This window comes from Streptomyces sp. NPDC033174 (genome assembly GCF_055577795.1).
This window is the reverse complement of record NZ_JBVIPQ010000009.1, coordinates 57,361-81,116: the sequence shown is the minus strand read 5'-3', so window position 1 is coordinate 81,116 and position 23,756 is coordinate 57,361. Positions and strand designations below refer to the sequence as shown.

The window sequence follows — 23,756 nt, the reverse complement described above, 5'->3', positions numbered from 1 at the left end:
TGCCGGCGTCGCACGTGCCCGGGCCATCGTCGTCGATAGCCCTGCGCTGTCAGCGGTTGATGTGTTTCCCGGTGTGTCCCCGGCAGGTCGTCACCGGAGACCGTGGCACCCGGACTGTTCGTCGGCGGCCGGCTGCGTCAGACTGCGGCGCGCTTGGCGGGCAGTTCGGCCTCCAGCTGCTCGAACAGCTCGTTGCCGGAGGCGGTGAACTTGGCGATGCCCTCGTCCTCCAGCACCCGGACCACGTCGTCGTAGGACACTCCGACCGTCTCCAGGTCGTCGAGGACCTGCCGGGATGCCGCGTAGGTGCCTTGGATGGTGTCGCCCTGGATGTGGCCGTGGTCGGCGACCGCGCGCAGGGTCTGCTCCGGCATGGTGTTGACCACCCCTGGCGCCACCAGTTCGTCGACGTAGCGGGTGTCGGCGTAGGCGGGATCCTTCACCCCTGTGGAGGCCCACAGCGGGCGCTGGGGGCGCACCCCGGCCGTGGTCAGCGCCTGCCACTCCTCGGATGCGGTGGACTGCTGGAAGTGCTGGTAGGCCAGGCGCGCGTTGGCGATCGCGGCCCGCCCGCGCAGGGCCAGCGCCTCCGGTGTGCCGATCTTGTCCAGTCGGCTGTCGACCTCGGTGTCCACCCGGCTGACGAAGAAGGAGGCCACCGACGCGATGGACGCCAGGTCACGCCCCGCCGCATGGGCCTGACCCACGCCGTCCAGGAAGGCGCGGAGCACCTGGTCGTAGCGGTCGAGAGAGAAGATCAGCGTCACGTTGACGCTGATGCCTTCCGCAAGCGCGGTGCTGATCGCCTGCAGGCTGGGAAGGGTGGCGGGGATCTTCACGAACAGGTTCGGCCGGTCCACCAGCCACCACAGGGCCCGTGCCTCGGCGACCGTCGCCGCCGTGTCATGGGCGACGCGCGGATCCACCTCGAGCGACACCCGTCCGTCCACCCCGTCACTGGCCTCGTACACCGGTCGCAGTACGTCACAGGCCCAGCGCACATCGAACGCCGTCAGCAGCCGTACGGCTTCCTCCGGCCGTACCCCGCGCCGGGCCAGATCAGCGAGCTGCGCGTCGTAATGGGCACCTGAGCGGATCGCCTTCGCGAAGATCGTCGGGTTGCTGGTGATTCCAACCACCTGCTGCTCCCGCACCAAGTCGGCCAGCCCGCCACCGGCGAGTCGCTCCCGGCTCAGATCATCGAGCCAGACCGCTACGCCTTCGGCGGCCAGCCGGTCCAGGTTCTCACGCATGATCTTCTCCCTTGCGTCTCGCGGGACGCCGTCTACGTGTCGTCCGGATCCTCCACAGATCGGGGGCAGACCTCCTTCCCGCACGCCCCGGTGGCAGGGCCGGGCACGCTCGCACCGCCGGCTGCGGCGCGTAGTTCCACACAACACCGTCCCGGGCGAGGGGCGAGGACCGCATCGATCCCAGCTGCCTGCAGGCCGGTGAGGAAGCCATCGAGGAAGGCGTGGTTGATCGAGCACACCAGCTCAGGTGAACGGGCGGCCAGCGGATGGAACGGACAGTTCAGGAGCCGCAGTTCGGTCGGGGCCTGCCGGTCGGGCTCGAAGCCGTGGGCCTCCAGCACCGACTCGGACAGTGTGAGGGAACGCTCGGGCCCCAGACGGCCGGGACGGCTGCTGGAGCGTGTGGCGGCTCCCAGCTCCTCGCCCCGGCGGCGGGCCGTGCGCAGAGCGGCCACCTGCGCGTCCTCGCCTTGCTGCTGGTCGAGGACCGCATCGATGAGGATCTCGGCCAGGACGTCGGGGCGGCGTTCGGGAATGCTGACGCGGATGTGGGTGTCGGCCGGCTCGTAGACCTTCGGCTTGCGGCCGACCCTGCGGATGCCGCCGGGGTTGTCGTACCGGGATGTCAGCAGCCCGGTCGCGACGAGCTTGTCCAGATGGAAGGCGGCCAGCTTGACCGAGATCCCGGCTTCGGCGGCGGCTTCCTCTCGTGTCACGGGTCGGCGGGCGCGCCGTATGAAGTCGAACAGTCGACGGCGCACCTCGTCCGCGAGCACCGAGACCGCTTCCATTCCCGAAGCGGCGGAGGCCTGAGGAGAAGCCGGGGTCAGTTCAGTCATACATCCCACAATAACTCCAATCAATGTGGGGGTAACTCGTCACGTCAGCGCTCTTGCATGAGAGCTTGACCCTGGTCTCGAATAAGTCCAATACTGATTGGTGAAACTCCTGGAGAGGGGTCATCCCATGCACAGCGAACTGCACAAGCAGGCGAAACAGCCGGTCAGTGCCGCCCTCGCCGGCCCGTACGGGCACCCGATCCATCCGATACTGGTCACCGTGCCGATCGGCGCATGGGTGGGCAGCCTCGTCTTCGACATCGCCTCTCACCTCGTGGACGATCCCGACTTCCTCGCCCGCGGTGCGATGTGGCTGATCGCCGTGGGCGTGATCGGGGCGCTGGCTGCCGCGATGGTGGGCTTCCTGGATCTGTTCGCCATCCCCGCCGGCACGCGCGCCTTTCGCGTCGGCGTCATCCACATGACGCTGAACCTGGTGGTGACCGCCGCGTACGCAGGCAGCTTCCTGTGGCGTCACGCCGGAGACGGGCCGTCCGGCAGCGTCGAGGCGGGGCAGCTCGTACTGAACGCCGTGACGCTGGCCGTGCTCGGCGTCTCGGGGTTCCTGGGCGGCAAACTCGCCTACCACTACGGCGTCCGCGTCGCCGACGAGGCGACCCAGGCCGAGGGTTTTCTTCCCTCCCACGGGCACTCGGCCCGCCATTGACCCGCAGCGCCTCCGGCGCATCCGCACTACGCCGTCACCGCTACCGCTACCGCTCAGGGAGTTCCCCATGGACATCGCCGCACTGATCACCTGGGTGGTAACCGCCCTCGGCGGCTTCTACATGCTCGGCATCTGGCTTTCTCACGGCGGCGCCCGCAGCGGCGACAGCCACCTGCCCGTCCCCGTCGTCTTCGGCCACTTCGCACTCGCCGCCATCGGCCTCGTCGTGTGGATCGTCTACGTGGTCACTGACAAGGACGCTCTGGCCTGGACCGCCTTCGGTCTCCTGCTGCCCGTCGCCCTGCTCGGGTTCGTGATGCTCGCCCGCTGGATCCCCGTCCACCGCGACCGAGCTGCCGCACCGGCCGGTTCCGGCCAGAACGCACCGGCCGAACGCCACTTCCCCGTCCCCGTCGTCGCGGGACACGGGCTCGCCGCCGTCGTGACCCTCGTGCTGGTCCTGCTCACCGCACTTGGGATCGGCGAATGACATGACCCAGCACCTCCACCCCGCCCTGCCCGTCGCCCTCGACCCCGCGGCCGTCCGGGAGAGGGCGAGGCGGGAGAGCTGGCTGCGGGGCGTCTGGCATCGTCCGGGTGAGCGCCCTGATGTGGGCTACCGCTTCGTGCGGCCGGCCGAGGCTTGCTGAGTATCCGCACCGGAGCTGACGTGGCGCTCGGTCTCCTGGGGGCCGTGCCAGTCCAGGCACATGACGGTGGCGTCGTCTTCGAGCCGGCCGTCGGCGGCGTCCCGGACCGCGGATGTCAGCACGAGCGCGGTCTCCCGCGGGTGCAGGTCACGGGTGCTCTCCAGCAGGGCAGGCAGGTCGACCTTCTCGCCATGACGTTCGAGCATGCCGTCGGTAAACATGAGCAGACGGTCACCGGGGCGCAGATCGATGTCCTGAACGCGGTAGGGGTGGGGCGTTGGCACGGACAACCCGAAGGGGTGGTCCACCTTGCAGGTGATCGCCTCCGCAGCCCCCTCGCGCATGCGCAGGGGCCAAGGGTGACCGGCGTTGACGAGCTGGGCCTGCCCGGTGTGCAGATTGATACGCAGCAACTGCCCGGTGGCGTGGCCGTTGCCGTGGTCGGCCAGGGCCTGGTCGGCCCGATGGGCCTGCTCGGCCAGGCCGGCTCCCGCGCGGCGAGCGCCGCGCAGGGCGCTCACCAGGACCGTTGCAGCCAGGGCGGCGTCGATGTCGTGCCCCATGGGGTCGGTCACCGACAAATGCAGGGTGTCGCGGTCCAGGGTGTAGTCGAAGGTGTCGCCGCTGAGGTCTTCGGAGGGCTCAAGGTTCCCGCACAGAGTGAACTGTGCGGCCTCGCACGACAGCGACGGGGGCAGCAGCTGGTACTGGATTTCTGCTGCCAAGGTGGGGGGCCTGGAGCGTTTCCCCCAGGTGTAGAGGTCGGTGAAGCGCCCGTTGGCGATCACGACGTAGGCCAGGATGTGGGCGGCCTCCCCGACCGCGTCGAGGATGTCCTCGCCGGGGTCTCCCGGCAGGAACAGTTCCAGCAAACCGATCGCGTCGCCCCGATTGGTGACCGGCACGATCACCCGCTGTCCCTGACTCGTCGCCTCCTGATACAGCCGCTGGGTGCGGATCACCTGTTCATAGACGCTGCCGAACAGGGGGATCCGCTCCGCTTCCCGTCCTCCTTCCCCTGCCGCGGCGGTGGACAGCCGCGCCACCGCCTTCCCCGTCAGGTCCACGATGAGGAACGAGACCTTCGTGGCCCCGAAACGCCGTCGCAGGTCCTCGGCGACCACGTCGACGGCATCCACCGGAGCCGCCGTCTCCGCCGCCGTCAGCAGCCGGGGAAGGCCAGTCTGCCCACCACTCACGCCACGGCCCCTTCCACCTGCCCCTCCTACCAGCTTGCGAAGCGCCAGGGTGGGCGTCAATCGGTGACCAGCCACGGCAGGGCAAGGTGGTCACGCCATGGGCTCGCGGACATGAGTCAGTCCCGGCGTCCGCCAGGGGTCCGCCCGGGGTCTGCGGGGGGTCTGCCAGGGGCGCGGCCGTCGCCGCTGTGGCCGCGGAGCTCGACGAGGGCCGCCTGGCCGTATCCCTTCCTCTGCTGGGGGCCACGTAACGGGCCCGTGTCCAATGGGACTTGGCAAAGTCCGGACCGGGCGGCGCTGGCGGTGGTCGGGGCGATGACTACCCAGACCAGTCAGCCTTGCCATCCGGTCCCACGAAGACCTGGTGCGCCGGGACGATCGCATCCGGCTCAGTGAGGCTCCGCACTCACCACGCGTGCAGAAACTCGCGTACCGGACCGGCATGATCTTCAGGCCACTGCTGCCGGCGGCCGCGCGCGAAGGAGTGCCCGGCATTCGAGGACTCCGTACGGCTCCCGCCGGCCGAAGGCCGCCACTTCACCGGCTCCGTGGGACTGCTCCCCGCGCACGCGGGGATGGGCGATCTTCCCTTGGGACACGACCTGCTTCAGAGGGCTGCACGGGATGACTCCCCTGGGCGTCCCGAAAAAATACTAGCCATGGACATAGTAGCCATGTACTTTATTCGGCATGAGCAAGGGTTCACCGGGCCCCACGCCCGGCTTTCTGGTGTGGCGGCTCGCCAACAAGTGGCGCGTCGCGGTCGATCGCGCGGTGGCTCCGCTGGGCCTCACCCACGCGCAGTACTCGCTGGTCGCGTCGCTGTACGGCATGCAGCGCGCCGGCGAGCGGCCCAGTCAGCGTCAACTCGCCGACCACACCGGCCTCGAGGCCCTGTACGTCTCGAAGCTGGCACGGGCCCTGGAGTCGGTCGGCCTGGTCGAGCGCACCCGCGATCCACGCGACCCGCGCGCCGTACAGCTCGCCCTCACCGAGCAGGGTGAGGCCGTCACGCGGCAGGCCATCGTGGTGGTCCAGGAACTGCTCCAGCAGTTGCTGGAGCCGCTCGGTGGCCTCGACGCCCCGCGGACGCGCGCGTTCACCGACGAACTGACGACCCTGCTCGACGCACCTCTCGCTCCATCCGTACCGAACGACCAGAGCACTCAGGGGAGAACACCATGACCACCACCGCACCCGTCGCCAACGCCCGCGCCCTCGGCCTGGCCCACTACGCCGCCCGTGGCGTAGCGGAGCACGTCCTGGCGCGGCACGGCATGACGTTTCAGCAGCAGATCGCCCTGCGCGCCGCCGTCACCACCGACACCCCGCAGACGCCGGACGACCTCGTCACCCAGGTCCGGGACTCCCTCAAGGCCGACCCGGCCGACATCCGCGCCACTCTCGACGAGCTGCTGGCCAAGCACCTGCTTGTCGCCGACGGCCCGCACCTTCGACCCACGGACGCGGGACGCGAGCTGAACGACACCGTCGGCGCGGAGACCGCCCCCATCTCCGCCCGTATCTGGGGCGGGATACCCGCCGAAGACCTGGCCGCCGCCGGCCGCGTCCTGGCCCTGGTCGCCGAGCGCGCCAACGCGGAGCTCGCGGTGCTGAGCACCTGACCACCCGACAACCCGACTCGGCTGCGAACGAAGGGCTGCTCGCCGTGCGTGCGGGGGGATGGTCCCGACTGACCTGAACTCGTCGGCCTCGGCTACGCCTGCTCCCCGTGTAAGCGGGGAAGGGCCCCGACCGACCGCCGAGGTTTCCCTCCTCCTGCGGGTCAGCCGGTGCGGCGCGAGCCGGCAAGAGCCAGCCCACTGATGACCACGCCGGTCAGCCCGCCAGCCCGGCCACGATGGCACCGAGTCGCCCGGTGCTCATGGTGAAAACCCTGGCGGCGGCGTGCGCTCCCGGATCGAGGGGGGCACGGTCGTCACCGACGTCACCGACGACGGAGGCAAGCTCTCGGTCGCGGCCGAGCACGCGGGGGCGCGTCTCGTCGCCCGACTGCCTCTGCGGCGGTCGGGTCGGCTCCCGTAGGGGACGGGTCCCAGCGTCCTCCGCCCGAGTACCGCACCGTCCGTCCGTGCCGCACGTCAGGCACACCTGGGCCGCGTCGTGGGCGTCCACGTGGGCCCCGTCGCCCCTGTCGCGGCCGCGGTCGAGGAGGCGGACCGGGAAAGGGGGTCCACACACTTGGCGTCCCCGGACGCCTGCCTCGCGGCCACACTCGCGCACTTGGAAAGCAGGAACATCTCGTCGTTCGCCCGAGGCCCCACCGTCGCCCGTACGCGTGGACTGCGCACAGGAGTTGCGTGCGCAGGAGCGCGGTTCAGGGAGCCGCGGCGCTGCCGGTCCGCCGGTGAGCGCACCTCGACGGGTGGTCGTGTGAGAGTTCGAGCCCAGGCCGTACAGGATCCGCGCGGGGGGCCTTTCAGCCGGTCGCCGGGTGAAGCATCATGTCGAGGTCCATTCCGGCGTACTCGTTGACGAGATACAGGTGGGGACCGTCGAAGGTGCGGCGGTCCTTGCCTGTCTTGGCGTCGAGAACGACGTAGCCGGGACCGGCGTGTGCGTAGACGGCGCCGTGCCAGGCGGTCTGCACCGACGGCATCTCGCGCGAGCGGTCGTCCTCGGAGATCGTCCACAGCACCTTGCGGCTGGTCGTGTCCATCGCCCGCACCTCCTTGTCACCGGAGCACACGACCACCGACTGCTGGTCATAGGCGCAGGTCAGGAAAGAGCTGTAGCCGCCGCCCGTCATCATCCCGGGCACGGCCCTGCCCGTGCGGATGTCATGCAGGGCGGCTTCAGAGGCGAACAGCCCGCCACCCAGGCGATTGACCTGGAGCGACGAGGCGCCCTCCTGCTTCCAGCGGACAGCGCCGTCGGTGACCGACCGGCCGGTGAGGGAGAGGTCCTCGTTCTCGGCGTGCCAGCTGCCCTTCTGCCCCGCCGTCGCCCGGTCGCGGACCTGCACACCGGCGATGACTCCGCTGTCCAGGGCGGCGGCGGCGAAGCCCGGCTGGTTCCACGCCACTTGGTGCGTCGTCAGGGATACGCCATAGCTGACGGCACTGTCGCCGGATGCGCCCGAGCCGTCGGGACTCGTACGGGCGGCCACGACCGCGATGCCGTTCTCCGCACCGATGACGACCGGCGGTACGTCGCCCATGTGCATCCCGGAAGGCACCGGCAACGGGGTCGTCCAGGTCACTTTGCCGCTGTCCGCGTCCACGGCGCGCACATAGGCATCGATCCGACCCGAGCTTGTGCCACTGCCCTCCGTGGAATTGGTGAACGCGAAGAGCACCTCGGTGCGTTCGCCCTGCCGCACGAACACCAGCGGGGTGCTCCTGCCGCCCTCCAAGCGCTCGTCCGCACCGGTCCAGAGGTTCTTCATGTCCCGCCCGGTCGACCAGAGCTTCCGGCCGGTTGTGGTGTCGTAGGCCTCCAGGCCCTTCTCCGTCAACACGTAGGCGCGCGGGCCGCGCAGCCCGAAGTCGCGGGACTTGACCTCCTCGTCCTGGGCAGGCTTCACGCCCTTCCCGAACGCGAGCGGCGGGTCGAACGCCTTCGCCTTCACCTCGGGCTTGGCCGTCCCGGCTCCCGCCGGGCCCTTGCCGTCCACCCCGGACGCCCCGCCGGAGCACCCTCCAAGCCCGCCCACGACGGCCGCAAGGATCAGCCCCACGACAGGCCGGTACACCGCTCGCACAGAAATCGCCCCCCGATTCGATGGTCAACCCGCCATGATCCTAGTCCAGTTGCAGCGGCAAAGGAACGTCCGTTTACCGTCTCCGGCCCTTCCTGTCCTCAGGGCACAGGCGCACCTCGGACGCTGACCTCGCGAGGCCTGGCAGCCCCGGGGCTCGGCGGGCGTGAGCTCTTGGTCTGGGCATTGGGCAAGTTACTGGGGCCGCCGTTCCGATTTTGCCCGTTGAGTCGTATGGGCCCGCCCAGGCCATGAGGTCGACCGAGCTCGCCCCGGCTCGAAGCCGAGGTGCCGATGATTGACGACCTGGTGACGTTTTACCGCGACGAAAACGTCGCTCGAGGACGTCGGTGCCGTGCCGGCTGCCGACATGCGGAAGGCAAGAGCGGGCTTGGTTGCCGGATTACCCTCTCGTCCGGGGGTTCGTGACGACAGAAACTCCAGAAGTGGGCCCGCAGCGCTGCCGGGGAGGCACGCGACGGACGAGAAAGATCGACGAGGGGGCCGATCCATGGCGGAGACGGGAATGGGCACGGCCGACGGGGCGGACAGCGAGCGGCCTGTGCATCCGGACGCCGACCGGCCGGCACGGCGGCCGGCGAGCTGGATGCGTCTCGTCGGCGCGCTGCTGATCGTGTCTGGCCTCGCCCTGGCGCTGGCGTGCTCCGCCGTGTTCGCCCTCCGGCTGCCCCATGACATCGAGCGGTACCGGGACTACGCCGCCGCCGAGCCGTGCCCCGGCGAGGCGGGGGCAGAGGAGTCGGCGGACTGCCTGCAGGCGCTCACCTTCACGGTCAAGAGCACCAGGGTGGCCCCGTACAGCAAGGCCGGAACCTACAGGGCGACCTTGCACCTTGCGCCCTCCCGGGACAGGGTTGTGGAGTTCGGGGATCCCGTGCCCCTGCTGTCGCACCTTCAGCCCGGCGACCAGGTCGTCGGCACTGTCTGGCGGCGAGAGATCACGGCGCTGACCCGGGGAGACGTACGGCAGGCCACCAGCGACGAACCGCGCGACGAGTTCCAGATGACGGCCGCCGTCGGTACCTGCGTGGGTCTCCTGGCCGCCCTGGGGCTCGCGTTCGGCGCCGTACGGGTGGCGCGCCCCCAACGCTACGATCCGTTCACCTGGCGCTTGTTGGGCAGGCCACTGGTCGCCATCACGCTGATCGTCCCGACCGCCGTGGGCTTCCTCGCCCTCTGGCTCGAGCTCCCGTGGGGGGCCGCGACCGCCGCCGCACCGATCGTGGCGTTCATCGCCTGGCAGCTCTACCGGTACCGGCGTACAGCGGGCGCTGGTACGGGCTGACACCCCTTGCAGGCGCGAACGGGAAGAAGAGGCAACTGCCTGAGAAACAGCGGCTGCTCGCCACGTCCCCCGTGTCGCGGCGGGGCGGAGCTCCAGCCGGATCGGGCAACCGTGCGCGTCACGCCGCAGCGCGACGGCGCACCGGGGATTCGAGCAATGAGTGAGTCGCTTGCCGTCGCCATGGATGACCGCTGCCACCCGCTGATGCTGATGCTCCAACGACCGTGACGGCGCTCCGGCACCATGACGGACGAAAAGTAGGTTGGCGGGCTGCCGCCGAACTGCGACGATGCCTCCGTTTCCCAGGCGGAGGATCTTTGTTCGTTTTCGTGTGTGCCGGGTGTGGCGCCGAGTTGACCGCCCCGTTGTCCCAGGTCGCCCTTCCGGTCCACGCCCATCAGAAGTACGGGAACGGGATCCAGCTCCCGGTGCTCATGGATTCGGGCACGTTCGCCGTGGACCCGGAGCCCTGGGGGCCGCCGTGGCGCAGGTGGGGGCAGATCGACCCGGACGAGGCAGCCGCCCGCGGTGTCTACGCGCCGGTCTACGCCCTGTCCGACGGCGCGCCCGGCGTGATCGTCATCGCACCCGGAGACATGCGCGGCGCCCTGCTGATCCCCGACAAGCGTGGTGGTGCCTGCTGCGGTCTCGACGGGGGCGACGGCCCCAACATGGCCTGCGAGGCGTGCGGCCTGCCCGTGGCGACCAGGATCGACGACTGCTCGCTCTGGCAGGCGGTGTGGCTCGCCTCGAACGCCGTGCGCCGCTGCCCCGTCGATGACGGCGACGCCGAACCGCTCTCCTGGAAGGAGCTGACGGAGGCAGGGGAGAGCACACCCCCGTTCGAGCCGATCGCCACGTGGGGGTCCCGGCTTGGGTCGAGCCGCCACTGGTCATGGAGCCCGCAATGGGAGGCGGCAGCCGGCCGGGCGCTCGCCCACCTACTGGCGGCCTCCGAGGGACAGCCGGTGACCGTCCCGAAGGGCATGACCGAGGAAGTGTTCCAAGGCGCCCTCGACGCCCTGCTGCCAGCGGGTCCGTCGGCGCGGCGCGCCGTCCTGGCGGGACCAGGACTCCTCACCCCTGACGCGGGCGTCGACATCCTCCTCGTGCCGGTCCACCCGCAGACGGGTCAGACCTGGACCCCCACCGGCCCGGCTACATCGGCATACCCGGTGCCGCTGCCGCTCGGGGTATGGCTGTGGCTGGTCTCCCCCGAGCCGCATCTACCGGTGCCCGCTTCGGGCCGCGTACCCGACGACGTCCTCCGCGAGCCGGTCGGCCGCCGTCGCCGCCTCGGCGGCGGCAGCGGCTGGCGGCCGGACTTCGACGACTCGCTCCCGCCGTGCCCCCCCGTACCCGTTCCTGGCCGACAATCGAACGTTCCACCACACCCTGGCCCGGCTGCCGGCCGTCCGCAGCGCGTGGCTGCGCGAGATCCGCGACAAGCTCACGCAGCGCATGTGAACCGGCCTCTTCCGGCCGACTGGTGGATGCGCCACACCGACGTGATGCCGGAGAGGAAGCCCACTGCTGCTGGAGGCGGCGGCCACCGCTCGCGCCGCAGACGCCGACCCCGCAGGTCCGTTGGGACTTGAGCGCGGCTGCTTGCCGCTCGGCGGGACCAGCCAGGGACGTGGACCGGGGCCGGTTCTCCCCCATGGGTGCCCAGCCGGCGGTCGGTGGCTCCTCCTGGCGCGCCCGGTGGAGGTGTCCAGGCCGGGCCGTCTTCCCCGGCCCGCCTCATACGACCCATGGGTACGAACGGGTGACCTGGACGGATGGTGATCGTTAAGGACGCGTCCGGATCAACGGAGGCACTGTCGTGCCGGTGGGGGTAGGGGTGTTGCATGGCCACCTTGTGTCGGCCGGCCGTGTCGGTTCCGGAGTACGTCATCACCATGGAGGAGACGCTCGAGCTCGCGCGCACGCGCCATGTCGGCCATCCCCAGCTGGGCCTCGCGTTGCGTCTGATCGAGAACACCGGGGTGCGGACGAGGCACCTCGTGCAGCCGATCGGTGAGACGCTCGCGCATCCGGGCTTCGAGGAGCGCAACAGGTTGTATGCGGCCGAGGCGAAGGCCCGAGTACCGCTGGTCGTGCGGCGCGCGCTGGAGGACAGCGAGCTGCGGCCCGCTGAGATCGATGTGATCATCTATGTGTCCTGCACCGGGTTCATGATGCCTTCGCTCACCGCCTGGCTGATCAACACGATGGGATTCCCTTCTTGCACCCGGCAGTTGCCGATTGCTCAGCTGGGTTGCGCGGCGGGTGGGGCGGCGATCAACCGGGCGCACGACTTCTGCACGGCCTATCCGGGAGCGAACGCGCTGATCGTGGCATGCGAGTTCTGCTCCCTGTGCTATCAGCCCACCGACATCGGTATCGGATCGCTGCTGTCCAATGGGCTGTTCGGCGACGGTGTAGCCGCCGCGGTCGTCCGCGGGACCGGTGGCCACGGCATCCGCCTGGAGCGCAACGGCTCGTACCTCGTCCCGGGGACGGAGGACTGGATCGCGTACGACGTACGGGCCACTGGCTTCCACTTCCTGCTGGACAAGCGTGTGCCGGGCACCATGGAGCCGCTCGCTCCCGCGCTGCGCGGCCTCGCCGACAAGCACGGTTGGGACGCCTCAGACCTCGACTTCTACATCGTGCATGCCGGTGGGCCGCGGATCCTCGACGACCTGAGCACCTTCCTCCAGGTCAAGCCGGAGGCGTTCCGGCACAGCCAGGCCACCCTCACCGAGTACGGGAACATCGCGAGCGCCGTCGTACTGGACGCGCTGCGCCGGTTGTTCGACGAGGGTGGCGCCGCCGACCAGGCGCGTGGCCTCCTGGCGGGGTTCGGCCCGGGCATCACGGCCGAGATGGCACTGGGCCGCTGGAGCCGCACGCCGTGACCCTTCCGGAAGGAAACCCGATGACCGAGTACTGCCACACCGCCTCCCCACCGGCGGACAGCGGCCTGATCGTGCCCCCCGGCGAAGGCCGCACCCTTCGTGCCGCCGCCCAGCATGTGACGTTCAAAGTGACCGGAGCGCAGTCGCGCCTCGCATCGAGCTTCGAGGTGGTCGTACCGCCGGGCTTCGACGTCGGCGCGCACGTCCACGCGCGCAGCGAGGAACTGTTCTACGTTCTTGAGGGCGAACTCGATGTTCTCGCCTTCGAGCCGCGTGTGCGTACCCCGGACGGTTGGCGGGGATGGAAGTCGCCGAACGGAGAGCGTGTGGTCCGCGCCACGCCCGGCACGGTCATCCAGGTCCCGCCTGGCTGCCCGCACGCCTTCGCCAACCCCACCGACGTCCCGGCCCGGATGTTCTTCCAGTCGTCCCCACCCCCGGGCCACGAGCGCTATTTCGAGGAACTCCTGACGATCCTGTCCGCCGACGGGCCCGTGGACCACAGCGCCATCGCCGCACTGCGCCGCCGTTACGACATCGAGCAGCTCACGCCGCTGCGCCATGACCAGCCGGCGAGGAGCCAGCCATGCAGGACGTGACCGCTCCCTTGTACGAGGTGTCAGACTTGGCTGCGCTCGACTTCGACCCCTTTCTCCGGGAGGCGCTGAAGGCCGAACCGGTCATCCGGATCCGGCTGCCGCACGGAGCCCCCGGCGAGTGCTGGCTGGCGACACGGCACGACGCCGTCCGGTTCGTCACCTCTGATTCCCGGTTCAGTCGCGACATCGTCGGCCGGCCGCTGCCGAGCATGAACAGATACCTCATTCCGCTGGACCGCGCGGTCAGCTTCGTGGACCCGCCCGACCACACCCGCGTCCGCTCCGTGGTCTCCTCGGCGTTCAACCGCTTCGGCATGGCAGCCCTGCGTCCTCGTGCCCAGGCCGTACTCGACGAACACATCGACTCCATGGTCGCAGCCGGCCCGCCCGCCGACCTCGTCCAGCACGTGACCTCCCCCTTCCCCATGCATGTCATCGGAGCTCTGCTGGGTGTGCCCGAAGCCGACCGGCCGCGCCTGCGCACGTGGGCGGACACCGTCCTGACCCGGGCGAAGGATGAAGCGGGGGTCGAGCGCGCCCGACGGGCCAAAGAAGACGTCCGCGCCTCCTTCTGCGAACTGGCCCGCGAACGCCGGCTCCAGCCGCAGGACGACCTCATCAGCGAACTGGGAGCCGCAGTCGGGAGCGGCAAGATCGAGGAAGAAGAACTGCTTGCTCTGGCCGTGCTGATGGGGATCAACGGCTGGCACGCGGTACGCAACCACACCTCCAACATGGTCTACCTCCTGCTCACCGACGACAGGCTGATGAGTCGGCTGCGGTCCGACCCGCGCGCCGTACCGGCGGCCGTGGAGGAACTGCTGCGCTGGATCCCCCACAAGCACGGCGTGGGACAAGCCCGCATCGCCACCGAGGACGTCGAGGTGGGAGGCGTCCTGATCCGCCGCGGCGAGGCCGTCTACGTCTCGTACGTGGCAGCGAACTGGGACGAGCGGTACTACCCCGCGCCGCACCGGATCGACATCGACCGCGAAGGCCCGCCCCACCTGGCCTTCGGCTACGGCCCCCACCATTGCCTGGCGCCATTGCTGGCCCGCATGGAAGCCGAGTTGCTGCTGACCACCCTCATCACACGCCTCCCCGAACTGCGGCTGGCCGTCGATCCCGGCAAGGTGGCCTGGCAGAAAGACGTACTCATCCGAGGACCGGTGGCACTACCGGTCACCTGGTAGAACACCAAGCGGACCGGCCGGTTGAGGAAGGCGCTGCTCATGACTGACACCGAAGCCGTCGACTGTCTCACCGCCACGGCTGCCTGAGAGACCTGACCCCGAGCGGGGCACACCACGGGTACCCGGGGGGACAGCCATCACATTCCCGGGCCCCGCCCGGCGTCGTCGTACGGAACCCAGCCCCGCGCGTTGTGCCTTCTCGCCGCTCCGTGCGGACCCCGAGTTCATCAACCCCGCCCGCCTCATGGGCCGCTCTGGTTTCAAGAACTCACCGCATCGCCCCACCGAGGCAGAACTCCGCCGGCTCCTGAGCACTGCCTCGCCCCGAGCCCCCGAGCCCCCGAGCCCCCGAACCGCCGAGCCGCCGAGCCGCCGAGCCGCCGAGCCGCCGAGCCGCCGAGCCGGTCGGGCGCTTCCTGCGCACGTGCTCAACTGACCGCAAACGTAAGGCGATAGCCCGCCACTGTCACTATCAGCGACGACTACCCTCGTTGGAGGGGCGCTCGAGCAAGACCGCCCCCGCTGCCCCACCAGCCAACTGCACTCCCGACGACGCCCGTGACCGGGCCAGATAGCGAAACGTTGCTGGAGTATTGGGCCGCCCGGCGGTCCCCGGAGGACGGGGTAGGGCGCCCGGCGAGCTCCGGGGGCGAGCACCTGCGCCGCGTCCGACTGCCGGGCGCACCGTGCCATCGTCACCGTGGGTGTGATCAAGCCATCCTTCCGTCACCTGATCGGCTCAGCAGGACCTAGAGTGTGCGCGTGACCGAGGAGAATCCCGAACTCATCGCCGGCCGGTACCAGCTGGTCGAACGCATCGGCCAGGGCGGTATGGGCCGGGTCTGGCGCGGCCTCGACCAGCAGCTCTTCGGACGCGAGGTTGCCGTCAAGGAGATCCTCTTCCCGCCGGGTATGGACGACGGCGACCGCGCCGCGCTGCTCCGGCGGTTCACCGGTGAGGCGCGCGCAGCGGTCACTCTCAGCCACCCTGGAATCATCACCATCCATGACGTCGTGGAGCACCACGGTGCCCCCGTCATCGTCATGGAGTTGATCCGCGGGCAGTCCCTGGCCGCCGCCATCCGCAGCCGGGGCCGGTTGCCCGTGCAGCGGGTGGCCGAGATCGGCGCCGCCATGCTCGACGCGCTGACCGAGGCGCACGGGGCGAGGATTGTCCACCGCGACGTCAAGCCGGACAACGTGCTCCTGACCAAGGACCGCGTCGTCCTCACCGACTTCGGCATCGCCCACCTCGCGGACGCCACGACCAAGCTGAGCCACAGCGGGATCGTCATCGGCACGCCGCAGTACATGCCGCCGGAGCAGCTGGAGGGCAAGCGTCCGACCCCCGCCAACGACCTTTGGGCTCTCGGCGCCACCCTCTACCACGCCGTCGAGGGGCACCCGCCGTTCGAAGCGGAGGGGCTCCACGCTCTCGCCGTGGCCGTGTTCACCCGCCCGCACCGGCCGCCGGTCCACGCCGGCCCGCTGGCGCCCGTGCTGGACGCGCTCCTCACCAAGGACCCGGCGCAGCGCGTGGGCGCCGCGGAAGCGGCCGAGATGCTGGCGTCGGTGCTGCGGTCCTCCCCGCCCCGGGGCGACGCATCCACCGGGCACGGCCCGGGGCACGAGCCCGCGCCCGAAAAGACCGAGCCCACTCCCACCCCCACGCCCGATCCGAGAGCGACCCCCGTACCCGCACCGGACGCGGCGGCGGAGCACGCTTCCGCACCGACGGCGCCGGAGCAGACACCTTCGACGACGCCGTCACCGCGGACCCTCACGGTCCTGGACTCCGGGTCCGCCGCCGACGCCGGCACCCCGCGGCGCCCCGTGCCGGACCGGCCGACCGCCCCGCCCGTGCCCGTACCCCCGGCTGAGGACCCGGTCACGCTCGGGTCGACGGCCAAGATGGAGCACGGCGAGCGGGCGTCCGCCCGGCGGCGGGCCCTCACCCGGCGCTCCGTGATCCTGGGCACCGCGCTGGCCACGCTCGCCACGGGCTCCGTCCTGACCTGGACCCTCACCCGTGACGATGACGCGCCCCGCGGCGGCGGGGCGGCCGGCAGCGGCTCGCGGGCCTCCTCCGTCACGGTGGTGATCGGGGTGGACGCACCGCTCAGCGGCGGGCTCTCCCCGATGGGCGTCGGTATCAGGAACTCCGCCGACCTGGCGGCCAGGACCGCCAACGAAACCCGGCACGTCCCCGGCGTGAACTTCGCGATCAAGGCCCTGGACGACGGGGCCGACCCCGCCAAGGGCGGCCCCAACGCGGCCCGGTTCGTGTCCGACGAGAAGGTGCTTGGTGTCGTCGGGCCCCTCAACTCCGGTGTCGCCCGGACCCTGGTGGCACCGCTCGCGCGGGCGGACGTGGTCAACGTGTCACCGGGCAACACCGACCCCGCGCTGACGCTGGGCCCCGACTGGGCCGCGGGCACCAAGTCCCGGCCGTACTCCACCTACTTCCGCACCGTGGCCACGGACGTCGACCAGGGGCCGTTCGCCGCCCGGTACCTGCACGGCGAGGCGAAGAAGACCAAGCTCTACGTGATCGACGACGCGAGCGCCCACGGCACCACCCTCGCCTCCGGTTTCACGGCCGAGTTCACGAAGCTCGGCGGGACTGTCGTCGGTACCGAGCAGGTCGATCCCGCGGAACGCGCCTTCGCGGGCCTCGCCGCGAGGGTGCGGTCCTCGGGCGCCGACGCCGTCTACTTCGGCGGCTACTACGACACCGCGGCGCCGCTCTCCCAGCAACTCAAGCAGGCGGGGGTGAACGTCCCCCTGATGGGCGGCGACGGCATCTTCGACCAGCAGTACCTCACGGCGAACCCGAAGGCCGAAGGCGACCTCGCGACCAATATCGGCGTATCAGCCGAGGAGTCGGCGGCAGGGCAGGACTTCCTCGCCCGGTACCGCAAGGCGGGGTACCCGGAGGCGGCCGGCTGGTACGGCCCCTACGCGTACGACGCGACCTGGACCCTCATCGAGGCGGTGAAGGCCGTCGTGGCGGCCAACGGCGGCGCCCTCCCTCGGAACGCCCGGGCGAAACTGCCGCAGGCCGTGGCGCGGCTGGCCTTCGACGGTGTTACGGGCCGCGTCGCGTTCGACGGGGCCGGCGACACGGTCAACCGCAGACTGACGGTGTACGCGGTGAACGACCGCAGCTGGGCGACCGTGACGAGCGGACCCGCCACCCGCTGACGCCCGCAGGGGGGCGCGGCCGCCAGGTGGATCGCGCTGGGCCGAAAGCCGTCACGGGGCGTCCTGCCGTGGTGGATCGAGCCTGGTTCGACAGCCGCCGGGCAGCGGGCGGCTGTCCTCGACGGGCTCATCGGCGAGGTCGGGCCGCCGGCGGCGATCCGGTCGCCATGGACCCCTGGGGCATGTGTCGCCGGGCCGATGGAGTGAGCGCGGCGTGGAGGGGAAAGAATGGTCAGGGGAGAAGGCATACCGCACGGAACGTCCGGTGACGGGAAGCCTTCCGAGGGGGACACCATGAGCGCCGACGAGGATCGCGATGCCCGCGACGAGGCCGCCCGTCGCCGACAGAACAGGTACTGGACGATCGGTGTCACGATTGTGCTGGTCGCGTGGTGTCTCTTCCTGATCTCCATCTATGAAGATCCCGGCCCGGTCTGCGGTACGGGTCAGGACAAGGGCCCCTGCTGAACACGCCTCCCGGTGCGCCGGGGGAGGGGGAGGGCGGGGCCGACGAAGCTCGTTGAACCTGGTGTCGTCGGCCATTGGTGTCACCGGCCCCCATGCCCGGCTCCTTCTCCGTGGACCGGTGGAGCTGGATCTGCGAAGGCGATCACAGCCCCCGCGAGGTGCCCTTGGGCGACCATCGTCCCGCGCGGCAGCGGGCTGCTCTCGAAGCCCGCCTCACTCCCCGCTGACAGGCTCGGGCCGCGCTCGCGGCGGCGGCAGAGGGAGCAGGCAGGCCCCGGAGGCGACCAACTCCTCATGCGGTCGGCCCTGCTGGAGGCAGTGGCAGAGCTGCCCGATCAGGCGGTCGAAGAGGTCGTCGTCCTCCCCGGCGTGGGGGAGGAGGATCACTCCCGGGACGAAGACCTGGCGCGGTGGGCGGGATGATCACGTACGTAGGACGAGCTTTCCTCATCCTGGCCCGAGCCGAACTGACCGCAGCGGGCCGAAACCGTTGGACTGCTGGTCAGGGCACCTGTCAGGCTCCGCCTCATGGAGATTCTCGATGTCCTGACCCACGTGGCGAAGACGGGGCGACTGGGCCCGGTGTTCAGTGGAGCCGACTGGAGCGATGTGACCGCAGCAGTCGGCGAACCGTGGGAAATCGGAACGATGAGCCGGAACAGAGAGTGGCCGCGGCTCTTCGCCTACGGAGACCTTGAGCTCAGTGTTTGCCGCTGCCGCAAGGTCTCACTCATCTGCATACAGACCTGGCGCGACGTCGTCGAACTCCCCCCGTCGGTCGTCGGGGGGACGGGCACCTTCGTTGCAGGGATCACGCACGCGGACGTGGTTTCCGCCCTGAACAAGGCCGACTGTCCCTGGCAGCCTTACCTTCCGCTGACCTTTGGCGACCAGTGCTCGCTCGTGGCAATCCCGTCAGGAGCGAACTTCACCTTCGAGATCCTCCAAAGCAAAGAGCCCGTGCTGAACGTTATGGGCCTCCCAGGCGACGGACACGACTGCGCGGCGGGGACCACAGGTCAAGATCACTGACGCGAAGCGCTGTCAAATCTCGGTAAGAGCACAGACCTTGGGGAACGGTCGCGGAGCGTCACCTAGGTGTTCGATTGCGAGTGGCGGTGGCGCGTGAGACCGCGTACACGCTGTCGCTTGGCAGCCGAAATGACGCCCCGTCAAGTCGTTGGTCGTCACTGCCGCGGCTGGCTGTGGACTGTGATGGTGCAGGTCATTCAGACCGATGCATCGTCCGCGGGGCGGCGGACTGCGCGCGTCACCTGCACAGAGTCCGCGGTCGCCGCAGGAGGGCTTGGCCCCGGTTGAGTCTCCCGTGGGGGGAGACAGCAAGCTGGGGGCATGGACAGCGACACGCTCTATTCCATCGGAGAGCTATCCCGCCGGACCGGCCTGACGGTGAAGACCATCCGGTTCTACTCCGACAAGGGCATCGTCCCGCCAACCGGCCGGAGCCCGGCGGGCTACCGGCTCTACGGCCCCGACGCACTCGCACGCCTGGACCTGGCCCGTACGCTGCGCGATCTCGGGCTCGATCTGGCCACCGTGCGCAAGGTGCTGGACCGGGAAGCATCCATACCGGAAGTCACGGAAGCACACGCCAACGCCTTGGACGTGCAGATCCAGGCTCTCCGCCTGCGCCGGGCAGTACTCCGCGCAGTCGCCAGACGCGCCCCCACCACCATGGAGATGGACCTCATGCACCGACTTGCCACGCTCTCCCAGGCCGAACGACGCCGACTGGTGTCCGGCTTCATCGAAGACGCCTTCCAAGGCCTCCACACCAACCCCGAGTTCGTGAGCCTGATGCGATCCGCCATGCCCGAGCTTCCCGACGACCCCACGCCCGAACAGGTCGAGGCCTGGGTGGAATTCGCCGGACTCTGCGAGAACGCAGACTTCCGTGTCGCGATACGCCGCACAGCTGAGGACCAGGCGCAAGAGCCTTCCCAGCAGGACGTCAGCACTCTGCACGATGCTCTCAACCAAGCGATGCGTGAACGAATTGCCGAGGCCGTATCCTCCGGCGTGCTGCCGGCCTCCGCCAAAGGCGCATCCCTTTCCGACTCGCTGGGCGACCTCTACGCCGACGCATTCGAGCGTGCCGACGAAAGCGATCTGCGCCGCTGGCTCCTCGCCCGCCTGCAGACAACCGCCGACCCGCACGCCGAGCGCTACTGGCAGCTCCTGGCAACGATCAACGGATGGTCCGCATCACCAACGCTCGCTCCCGTCTACTCCTGGTTCACCGCCGTCTTCGCCGAGAGCGCCGACGACCACCACAAAGGTCTGATGCGATGAGGACGCGCGACCTGAAGTTCGGCTTGTACGCAGACGAGCAGGGGCTGGCATGGGTCAAGAAACTCGTTGAGGACGCTGCGGGCTCCCGGAGCGCCCGGATCATCGGTGAGACCGTCGCACACACTTTTCCCGGGAGCGAGCTCTCGACCGTTGACGTGTACGACTTTCTGGCGGAACAGTGGGCCGTGGAACATCCTGCTCAGGCCAGCGGCGCACGGCAACTGATCGAGTTGCGCGTCCACATGGTGTGCTCCTTGAGGACATGGCGGGCGATCCGCAGAACAGTGATCAAGACTCTGTGCCCGGAGGGAATGGCCACCCACACCTGCCGTGTTCCGTGGATGGCTGCCTGAAGTGGTTCGCGTGGATCGCGGCCACACCGATTCCGGTCCCGCAGGCGGCATCACCGCGGGCCAGGACTGAGGCAAACGGCCTGGACATGGCCGTCAGCGCTGGGCGGATCGTCAGGCCGCTGACTGCTGCTCGAACTTGTCGATGAACCCTGTCACTGAAAATGAAATGACGAAGCCATGCCGGGGACCCCGCGGACCGGAGGTGGCCGGGTACCGAGCTCTCAGGGCTGTGCGCAGCCGCTTTCGGCGCGGTGCACCAGCCGGGAGAGTTCCGTTCGCGAGCGCACTCCGAGCAGGGCGAAGACGTTGCGCAGGTGGTGGTCGACGGTGCGGGGGCTGACCGAGAGGATCAGCGCCACCTCCCGGTTGGTGGCGCCCTCGGCGACACAGCGCGCGATGCGCAGTTGCTGCGGTGTCAGCCGGGCCAGGCCATCCGCCGGTACGGAGCCGGGTGCGTCACCGGTGGCCCGCAGCTCGGCACGGGTCTGCTCGGCCCAGGCCGGGGCCCCGCAGCGCTCGAAGGCGGCCAGTGCGTCCCGCAGCCGGTTCCTCGCCTCCGCCGGACGGCGTCGGCGGCGCAGCCACTTCCCGTACAGCAGCAGGGTACGAGCCCGCTCGAAGTCGCCGTGCGCCGTCTCGTGCCGGGTCAGGGCCAAGGCGTAGAGGGCGTCGGCGGTGTCGTCCGGCGGGGCGACAAGGGCACGGCACCGGGCCAGCTGCGCCGGTGCCTGCGGGTCGACGCCCTGGGCGGCCCAGAGGGCGAACTCCTCGACGGCCGCCCTCGCTTCCGCCGAAGCCCCGGACATCACGGCGGCTTCGACGAAGCAGGGCAGGGCGAGCATGCGGACGGCGAAGTGGCCCCGCCCGGGCCCCGGCCGGGTCAGCGGGCCGAGCCGGGCGGCGGCCTCGAAGGGCCGACCGCGGCACAGGTCCGCGCGCGCGGACGCCCATTCGGCCAGGGTGAGGGTCTGGAGGAGCCCGTGCGGCCGGGCGATCTCCACCGCGGCGCCGGCGTGTGCGGCGACGGCGGCCGCGTCGTCCTCGACCGAGGCGACCAGGGCCAGGATCGCGTGCTGACCGGCGGCCACGTTGCGCTGGCCGGCCCGGTGGGCGGCGCGGAGGCCTTCCTGCGCGTGGCCCCTGGCCCGTGCGTGCTGGCCGGCGCGCAGCTCGGCGTACGCGAGGTGTTCGAGGATCCGGGGAGTGAGGGCGGCCAGCCCTCTCGATCGCGAGACGGCCAGGGCACGGGCGTTGGCCCGGCACGCCGCCGGGATGTCGCCGAGCACCAGCGCGGCGACGCCGGCCCGCAGCAGGCGGGTGGGGTCGTCGTCGCGGCGCGCACGGTCGAGCACCCGCCGCAGGGGCTGCGCGGCCTCGGCCAGGTGTCCGTCGAGCGCGGTGCGCAGTCCCGTTCTGTAGTCGCGCCTCGGATCGTGCGGGGGCGAGGGGGGCAGGGCCCGGGAATCCGACCGTACGGACGTCAGCCGGGCCAGGGCGTACGGGTCGGCCGGCGGCGCTGCGTCGGCAACGGCGGGGTCCTGGGGCGGAGCCGGGAGCGGGGCCTCGGCAAGGGCGGCAAGGCAGGCGCCGGCGTCGCCTGCGGCCCACGCCGCGTCCATCGCCTCCATTCTGGCTTCCAGGGCCGCTTCCGCGTCGGACGGGCCGAGCCGCTCCGCGGCCATGAGCAGCGCCTGGTAGGCGTCGCCGACCGGCCCGTCCCGGAGGGCGAGGCTGCCCCGGACGAGTTCCGTGCGGCCGTGCACCCTCTCGGGGGAGGTCCCCTCCCGGGTGGCCGCCAGCAGCCGGCGCGCCCTGTGGGGGTGTCCTGCCAGGCAGGCGTACTCCGCCGCGGCGGTCAGGCGTGCGGTACGGACATCCTCGTGGGCCGTGAGTTCGGCGGCCCTGGAGAGGGCGGCCGAGCGTTCCATCCCGGACGTCGGCGTGCCGGGAGCGGCCGCCGCGACGAGGTCGGCTGCGAGAGGGGTGTCGGGGCCCTGCGCGGCCAGGGCGAGGTGGAGCAGGTGGCGCAGACGATACCGGTCGGCGTCGATGACCGAGGCGAGCAGGGCGTGGGCGGCCCGGCGCTGTGATGACGGCGCGCCGGTGTAGACGGTCCGCCGGAGCAGGGAGCTGCCGAACGTGACGCGGTCGCCGTGGTGGTGCACCAGTCTCGCCGTCTCGGCGGGGTCCAGTGCGGCCGGGTCCAGTCCGGCCTCGCGGGCGGCGCGCAGGACCAGGGAGGCGTCCGCGCCGGCCGCGTCGGGGTCGGGTTCGTGCGCGGCCGCCGCCAGGAGCAGCAGCTGTCGCGCGGGCTCCGGCAGCGGGGCGAGGCGGCTGCCGAAAGTGGCCCACAGGGCGCCGTCCACGAGTGGGCGGGGGAGCGGGCGGTGGCCGCCGAGCTCATCCGGCGTCAGGCGCTGGGCGAGGGCCGCCAGGACGGCGGGGTTCCCTTCGGCCTCGGACAGCAACTCCGACCGTACGGAAGGGTCCACGCCCGCACCGGCAAGGTCGTGGAGCAGGGCGGTCGCCGCGCGGTCGTCGAGGGGGCCGAAGCGGACCACGGGCAGCCCCGTGAATTCGGGCTCGTCCGCCCGGTGCTCCGCCGTCGAGAGCAGGAGTCCGACCGGGCGCTCCGGGTCGGGGTGTCGCGCGGCCGAACCGAGGACGGCCCGCGAGGGCGCGTCCCACAGGTGCACGTCGTCCACGCAGACGAGCAACGGCCCTCCCCCGGGGACGTACTGCCGCAGCAGCTCGGGCAGGTCGGCCGCCGACAGGCCCGCTCCGAACGCGGATGGTGGCGACGCCGCGCCCCTCCCCTCGGCCGCCGCACACAGCAGCGCGTGCATGCCGCCGTAGGGGCGGGGGTTGCCGGGGAGAGGCCGGGGGCGCAGGACGGGCCCGAGGGTGAACTCGCGGGTGGCCCAAGCCAGAAGAGCGCTCCGGCCCAGTCCTGGCTCCGCCGCGAGCAGCAGTGCCCCGCCGCGCTGGGACCGGAGCCGGTCCGACAGCGCTTCCACAGCTGCCATTTCCGTCGTCCGGCCGTATATCCGGTGAGGACTTCCCACGGTCGTCTGTCCGGTCACGCCGG

20 protein-coding genes and 1 pseudogene are annotated in these 23,756 nt (G+C 70.7%); 16 read left to right on the top strand and 5 right to left on the bottom strand.

Annotated features, from left to right (window positions below; translation table 11 throughout):
- Positions 1–137: 137 nt before the first annotated feature.
- On the bottom strand, positions 138–1,253 hold the full coding sequence (gene tal, locus ACZ5VC_RS26480; protein ID WP_469122502.1) for a transaldolase: 1,116 nt from the start codon (positions 1,251–1,253) through the stop codon (positions 138–140).
- Between the two features lie 32 nt (positions 1,254–1,285).
- Positions 1,286–2,092, bottom strand: coding sequence for a helix-turn-helix transcriptional regulator (locus tag ACZ5VC_RS26475; protein WP_469122501.1), 807 nt, complete (start codon positions 2,090–2,092; stop codon positions 1,286–1,288).
- Between the two features lie 127 nt (positions 2,093–2,219).
- Here ACZ5VC_RS26475 and ACZ5VC_RS26470 point away from each other — a divergent pair, with 127 nt between their 5' ends.
- Both ACZ5VC_RS26470 and ACZ5VC_RS26465 read left to right on the top strand, forming a co-directional pair.
- Positions 2,220–2,759, top strand: a complete 540-nt coding sequence (locus ACZ5VC_RS26470; protein ID WP_469122500.1) for a DUF2231 domain-containing protein — start codon at positions 2,220–2,222, stop codon at positions 2,757–2,759.
- Between the two features lie 67 nt (positions 2,760–2,826).
- Complete coding sequence (locus ACZ5VC_RS26465) at positions 2,827–3,249, top strand: hypothetical protein (RefSeq protein WP_469122499.1); 423 nt, start codon at positions 2,827–2,829, stop codon at positions 3,247–3,249.
- Positions 3,250–3,375: 126 nt separating this feature from the next.
- Here the strand turns inward: ACZ5VC_RS26465 and ACZ5VC_RS26460 are convergent, their stop codons facing one another.
- Positions 3,376–4,548, bottom strand: coding sequence for a PP2C family protein-serine/threonine phosphatase (locus tag ACZ5VC_RS26460; RefSeq protein WP_469122498.1), 1,173 nt, complete (start codon positions 4,546–4,548; stop codon positions 3,376–3,378).
- 750 nt (positions 4,549–5,298) lie between these two features.
- Between ACZ5VC_RS26460 and ACZ5VC_RS26455 the strand changes: the two genes are divergently transcribed.
- From ACZ5VC_RS26455 to ACZ5VC_RS26445, 3 genes are all read left to right on the top strand, one after another.
- Positions 5,299–5,793 carry a MarR family winged helix-turn-helix transcriptional regulator gene (locus ACZ5VC_RS26455; RefSeq protein WP_469122497.1) on the top strand — a complete coding sequence of 165 codons (495 nt, stop codon included), beginning with the start codon at positions 5,299–5,301 and terminating at the stop codon, positions 5,791–5,793.
- Positions 5,790–6,233, top strand: a complete 444-nt coding sequence (locus ACZ5VC_RS26450) for a MarR family transcriptional regulator (RefSeq protein WP_469122496.1) — start codon at positions 5,790–5,792, stop codon at positions 6,231–6,233. Before ACZ5VC_RS26455 ends, ACZ5VC_RS26450 begins: the two co-directional genes overlap by 4 nt.
- 283 nt (positions 6,234–6,516) lie before the next feature.
- Positions 6,517–6,654 (top strand): hypothetical protein, encoded by a 138-nt coding sequence (locus ACZ5VC_RS26445; protein ID WP_469122495.1) that lies wholly within the window; start codon positions 6,517–6,519, stop codon positions 6,652–6,654.
- 394 nt (positions 6,655–7,048) lie between these two features.
- On the opposite strand, the gene ACZ5VC_RS26440 is transcribed toward ACZ5VC_RS26445, so the two are convergent.
- Positions 7,049–8,308 (bottom strand): hypothetical protein, encoded by a 1,260-nt coding sequence (locus ACZ5VC_RS26440; protein WP_469122494.1) that lies wholly within the window; start codon positions 8,306–8,308, stop codon positions 7,049–7,051.
- A 532-nt stretch (positions 8,309–8,840) separates the two neighbouring features.
- Here ACZ5VC_RS26440 and ACZ5VC_RS26435 point away from each other — a divergent pair.
- The 11 genes and pseudogenes from ACZ5VC_RS26435 to ACZ5VC_RS26385 all read left to right on the top strand — a co-directional run bounded on the left by ACZ5VC_RS26435 (position 8,841) and on the right by ACZ5VC_RS26385 (position 20,668).
- Entirely contained in the window at positions 8,841–9,635 is a 795-nt protein-coding gene (locus ACZ5VC_RS26435) for a hypothetical protein (RefSeq protein WP_469122493.1), read from the top strand.
- A gap of 317 nt (positions 9,636–9,952) precedes the next feature.
- Positions 9,953–11,102, top strand: a pseudogene (locus ACZ5VC_RS26430) (hypothetical protein).
- A 383-nt stretch (positions 11,103–11,485) separates the two neighbouring features.
- The gene (locus ACZ5VC_RS26425) at positions 11,486–12,538 is read left to right on the top strand and encodes a type III polyketide synthase (protein WP_469122492.1); all 1,053 of its coding nucleotides are present in this window, start codon (positions 11,486–11,488) and stop codon (positions 12,536–12,538) included.
- A gap of 20 nt (positions 12,539–12,558) precedes the next feature.
- Complete coding sequence (locus ACZ5VC_RS26420) at positions 12,559–13,137, top strand: cupin domain-containing protein (protein WP_469122491.1); 579 nt, start codon at positions 12,559–12,561, stop codon at positions 13,135–13,137.
- A complete protein-coding gene (locus ACZ5VC_RS26415; protein ID WP_469122490.1) occupies positions 13,125–14,330 on the top strand; it encodes a cytochrome P450 in 1,206 nt (401 codons plus the stop codon). Before ACZ5VC_RS26420 ends, ACZ5VC_RS26415 begins: the two co-directional genes overlap by 13 nt.
- A 762-nt stretch (positions 14,331–15,092) precedes the next feature.
- Positions 15,093–17,534, top strand: coding sequence for a bifunctional serine/threonine-protein kinase/ABC transporter substrate-binding protein (locus ACZ5VC_RS26410; protein WP_469122489.1), 2,442 nt, complete (start codon positions 15,093–15,095; stop codon positions 17,532–17,534).
- Positions 17,535–17,828: 294 nt separating this feature from the next.
- Positions 17,829–18,002 (top strand): hypothetical protein, encoded by a 174-nt coding sequence (locus ACZ5VC_RS26405; protein ID WP_468712907.1) that lies wholly within the window; start codon positions 17,829–17,831, stop codon positions 18,000–18,002.
- Positions 18,003–18,296: 294 nt separating this feature from the next.
- Entirely contained in the window at positions 18,297–18,425 is a 129-nt protein-coding gene (locus ACZ5VC_RS26400) for a hypothetical protein (protein ID WP_469122488.1), read from the top strand.
- Positions 18,426–18,530: 105 nt separating this feature from the next.
- Positions 18,531–19,034 (top strand): hypothetical protein, encoded by a 504-nt coding sequence (locus ACZ5VC_RS26395; RefSeq protein WP_469122731.1) that lies wholly within the window; start codon positions 18,531–18,533, stop codon positions 19,032–19,034.
- A 321-nt stretch (positions 19,035–19,355) separates the two neighbouring features.
- Positions 19,356–20,315 carry a MerR family transcriptional regulator gene (locus ACZ5VC_RS26390; RefSeq protein WP_469122487.1) on the top strand — a complete coding sequence of 320 codons (960 nt, stop codon included), beginning with the start codon at positions 19,356–19,358 and terminating at the stop codon, positions 20,313–20,315.
- The gene (locus ACZ5VC_RS26385) at positions 20,312–20,668 is read left to right on the top strand and encodes a hypothetical protein (protein ID WP_469122486.1); all 357 of its coding nucleotides are present in this window, start codon (positions 20,312–20,314) and stop codon (positions 20,666–20,668) included. The genes ACZ5VC_RS26390 and ACZ5VC_RS26385 overlap by 4 nt, the downstream gene beginning before the upstream one ends.
- A 221-nt stretch (positions 20,669–20,889) precedes the next feature.
- Here ACZ5VC_RS26385 and ACZ5VC_RS26380 read toward each other — a convergent pair whose 3' ends face one another.
- Positions 20,890–23,733 (bottom strand): helix-turn-helix transcriptional regulator, encoded by a 2,844-nt coding sequence (locus ACZ5VC_RS26380; protein ID WP_469122719.1) that lies wholly within the window; start codon positions 23,731–23,733, stop codon positions 20,890–20,892.
- Positions 23,734–23,756 lie beyond the last annotated feature (23 nt).

Bases quoted from the DNA above. Each gene is read 5' to 3' on its own strand.
- tal (WP_469122502.1), bottom strand. From the start codon at position 1,253: ATGCGTGAGAACCTGGACCGGCTGGCCGCCGAAGGCGTAGCGGTCTGG.
- ACZ5VC_RS26475 (WP_469122501.1), bottom strand. From the start codon at position 2,092: ATGACTGAACTGACCCCGGCTTCTCCTCAGGCCTCCGCCGCTTCGGGA.
- ACZ5VC_RS26470 (WP_469122500.1), top strand. From the start codon at position 2,220: ATGCACAGCGAACTGCACAAGCAGGCGAAACAGCCGGTCAGTGCCGCC.
- ACZ5VC_RS26465 (WP_469122499.1), top strand. From the start codon at position 2,827: ATGGACATCGCCGCACTGATCACCTGGGTGGTAACCGCCCTCGGCGGC.
- ACZ5VC_RS26455 (WP_469122497.1), top strand. From the start codon at position 5,299: ATGAGCAAGGGTTCACCGGGCCCCACGCCCGGCTTTCTGGTGTGGCGG.
- ACZ5VC_RS26450 (WP_469122496.1), top strand. From the start codon at position 5,790: ATGACCACCACCGCACCCGTCGCCAACGCCCGCGCCCTCGGCCTGGCC.
- ACZ5VC_RS26435 (WP_469122493.1), top strand. From the start codon at position 8,841: ATGGCGGAGACGGGAATGGGCACGGCCGACGGGGCGGACAGCGAGCGG.
- ACZ5VC_RS26425 (WP_469122492.1), top strand. From the start codon at position 11,486: ATGGCCACCTTGTGTCGGCCGGCCGTGTCGGTTCCGGAGTACGTCATC.
- ACZ5VC_RS26420 (WP_469122491.1), top strand. From the start codon at position 12,559: ATGACCGAGTACTGCCACACCGCCTCCCCACCGGCGGACAGCGGCCTG.
- ACZ5VC_RS26415 (WP_469122490.1), top strand. From the start codon at position 13,125: ATGCAGGACGTGACCGCTCCCTTGTACGAGGTGTCAGACTTGGCTGCG.
- ACZ5VC_RS26405 (WP_468712907.1), top strand. From the start codon at position 17,829: ATGAGCGCCGACGAGGATCGCGATGCCCGCGACGAGGCCGCCCGTCGC.
- ACZ5VC_RS26400 (WP_469122488.1), top strand. From the start codon at position 18,297: ATGCGGTCGGCCCTGCTGGAGGCAGTGGCAGAGCTGCCCGATCAGGCG.
- ACZ5VC_RS26395 (WP_469122731.1), top strand. From the start codon at position 18,531: ATGGAGATTCTCGATGTCCTGACCCACGTGGCGAAGACGGGGCGACTG.
- ACZ5VC_RS26390 (WP_469122487.1), top strand. From the start codon at position 19,356: ATGGACAGCGACACGCTCTATTCCATCGGAGAGCTATCCCGCCGGACC.
- ACZ5VC_RS26385 (WP_469122486.1), top strand. From the start codon at position 20,312: ATGAGGACGCGCGACCTGAAGTTCGGCTTGTACGCAGACGAGCAGGGG.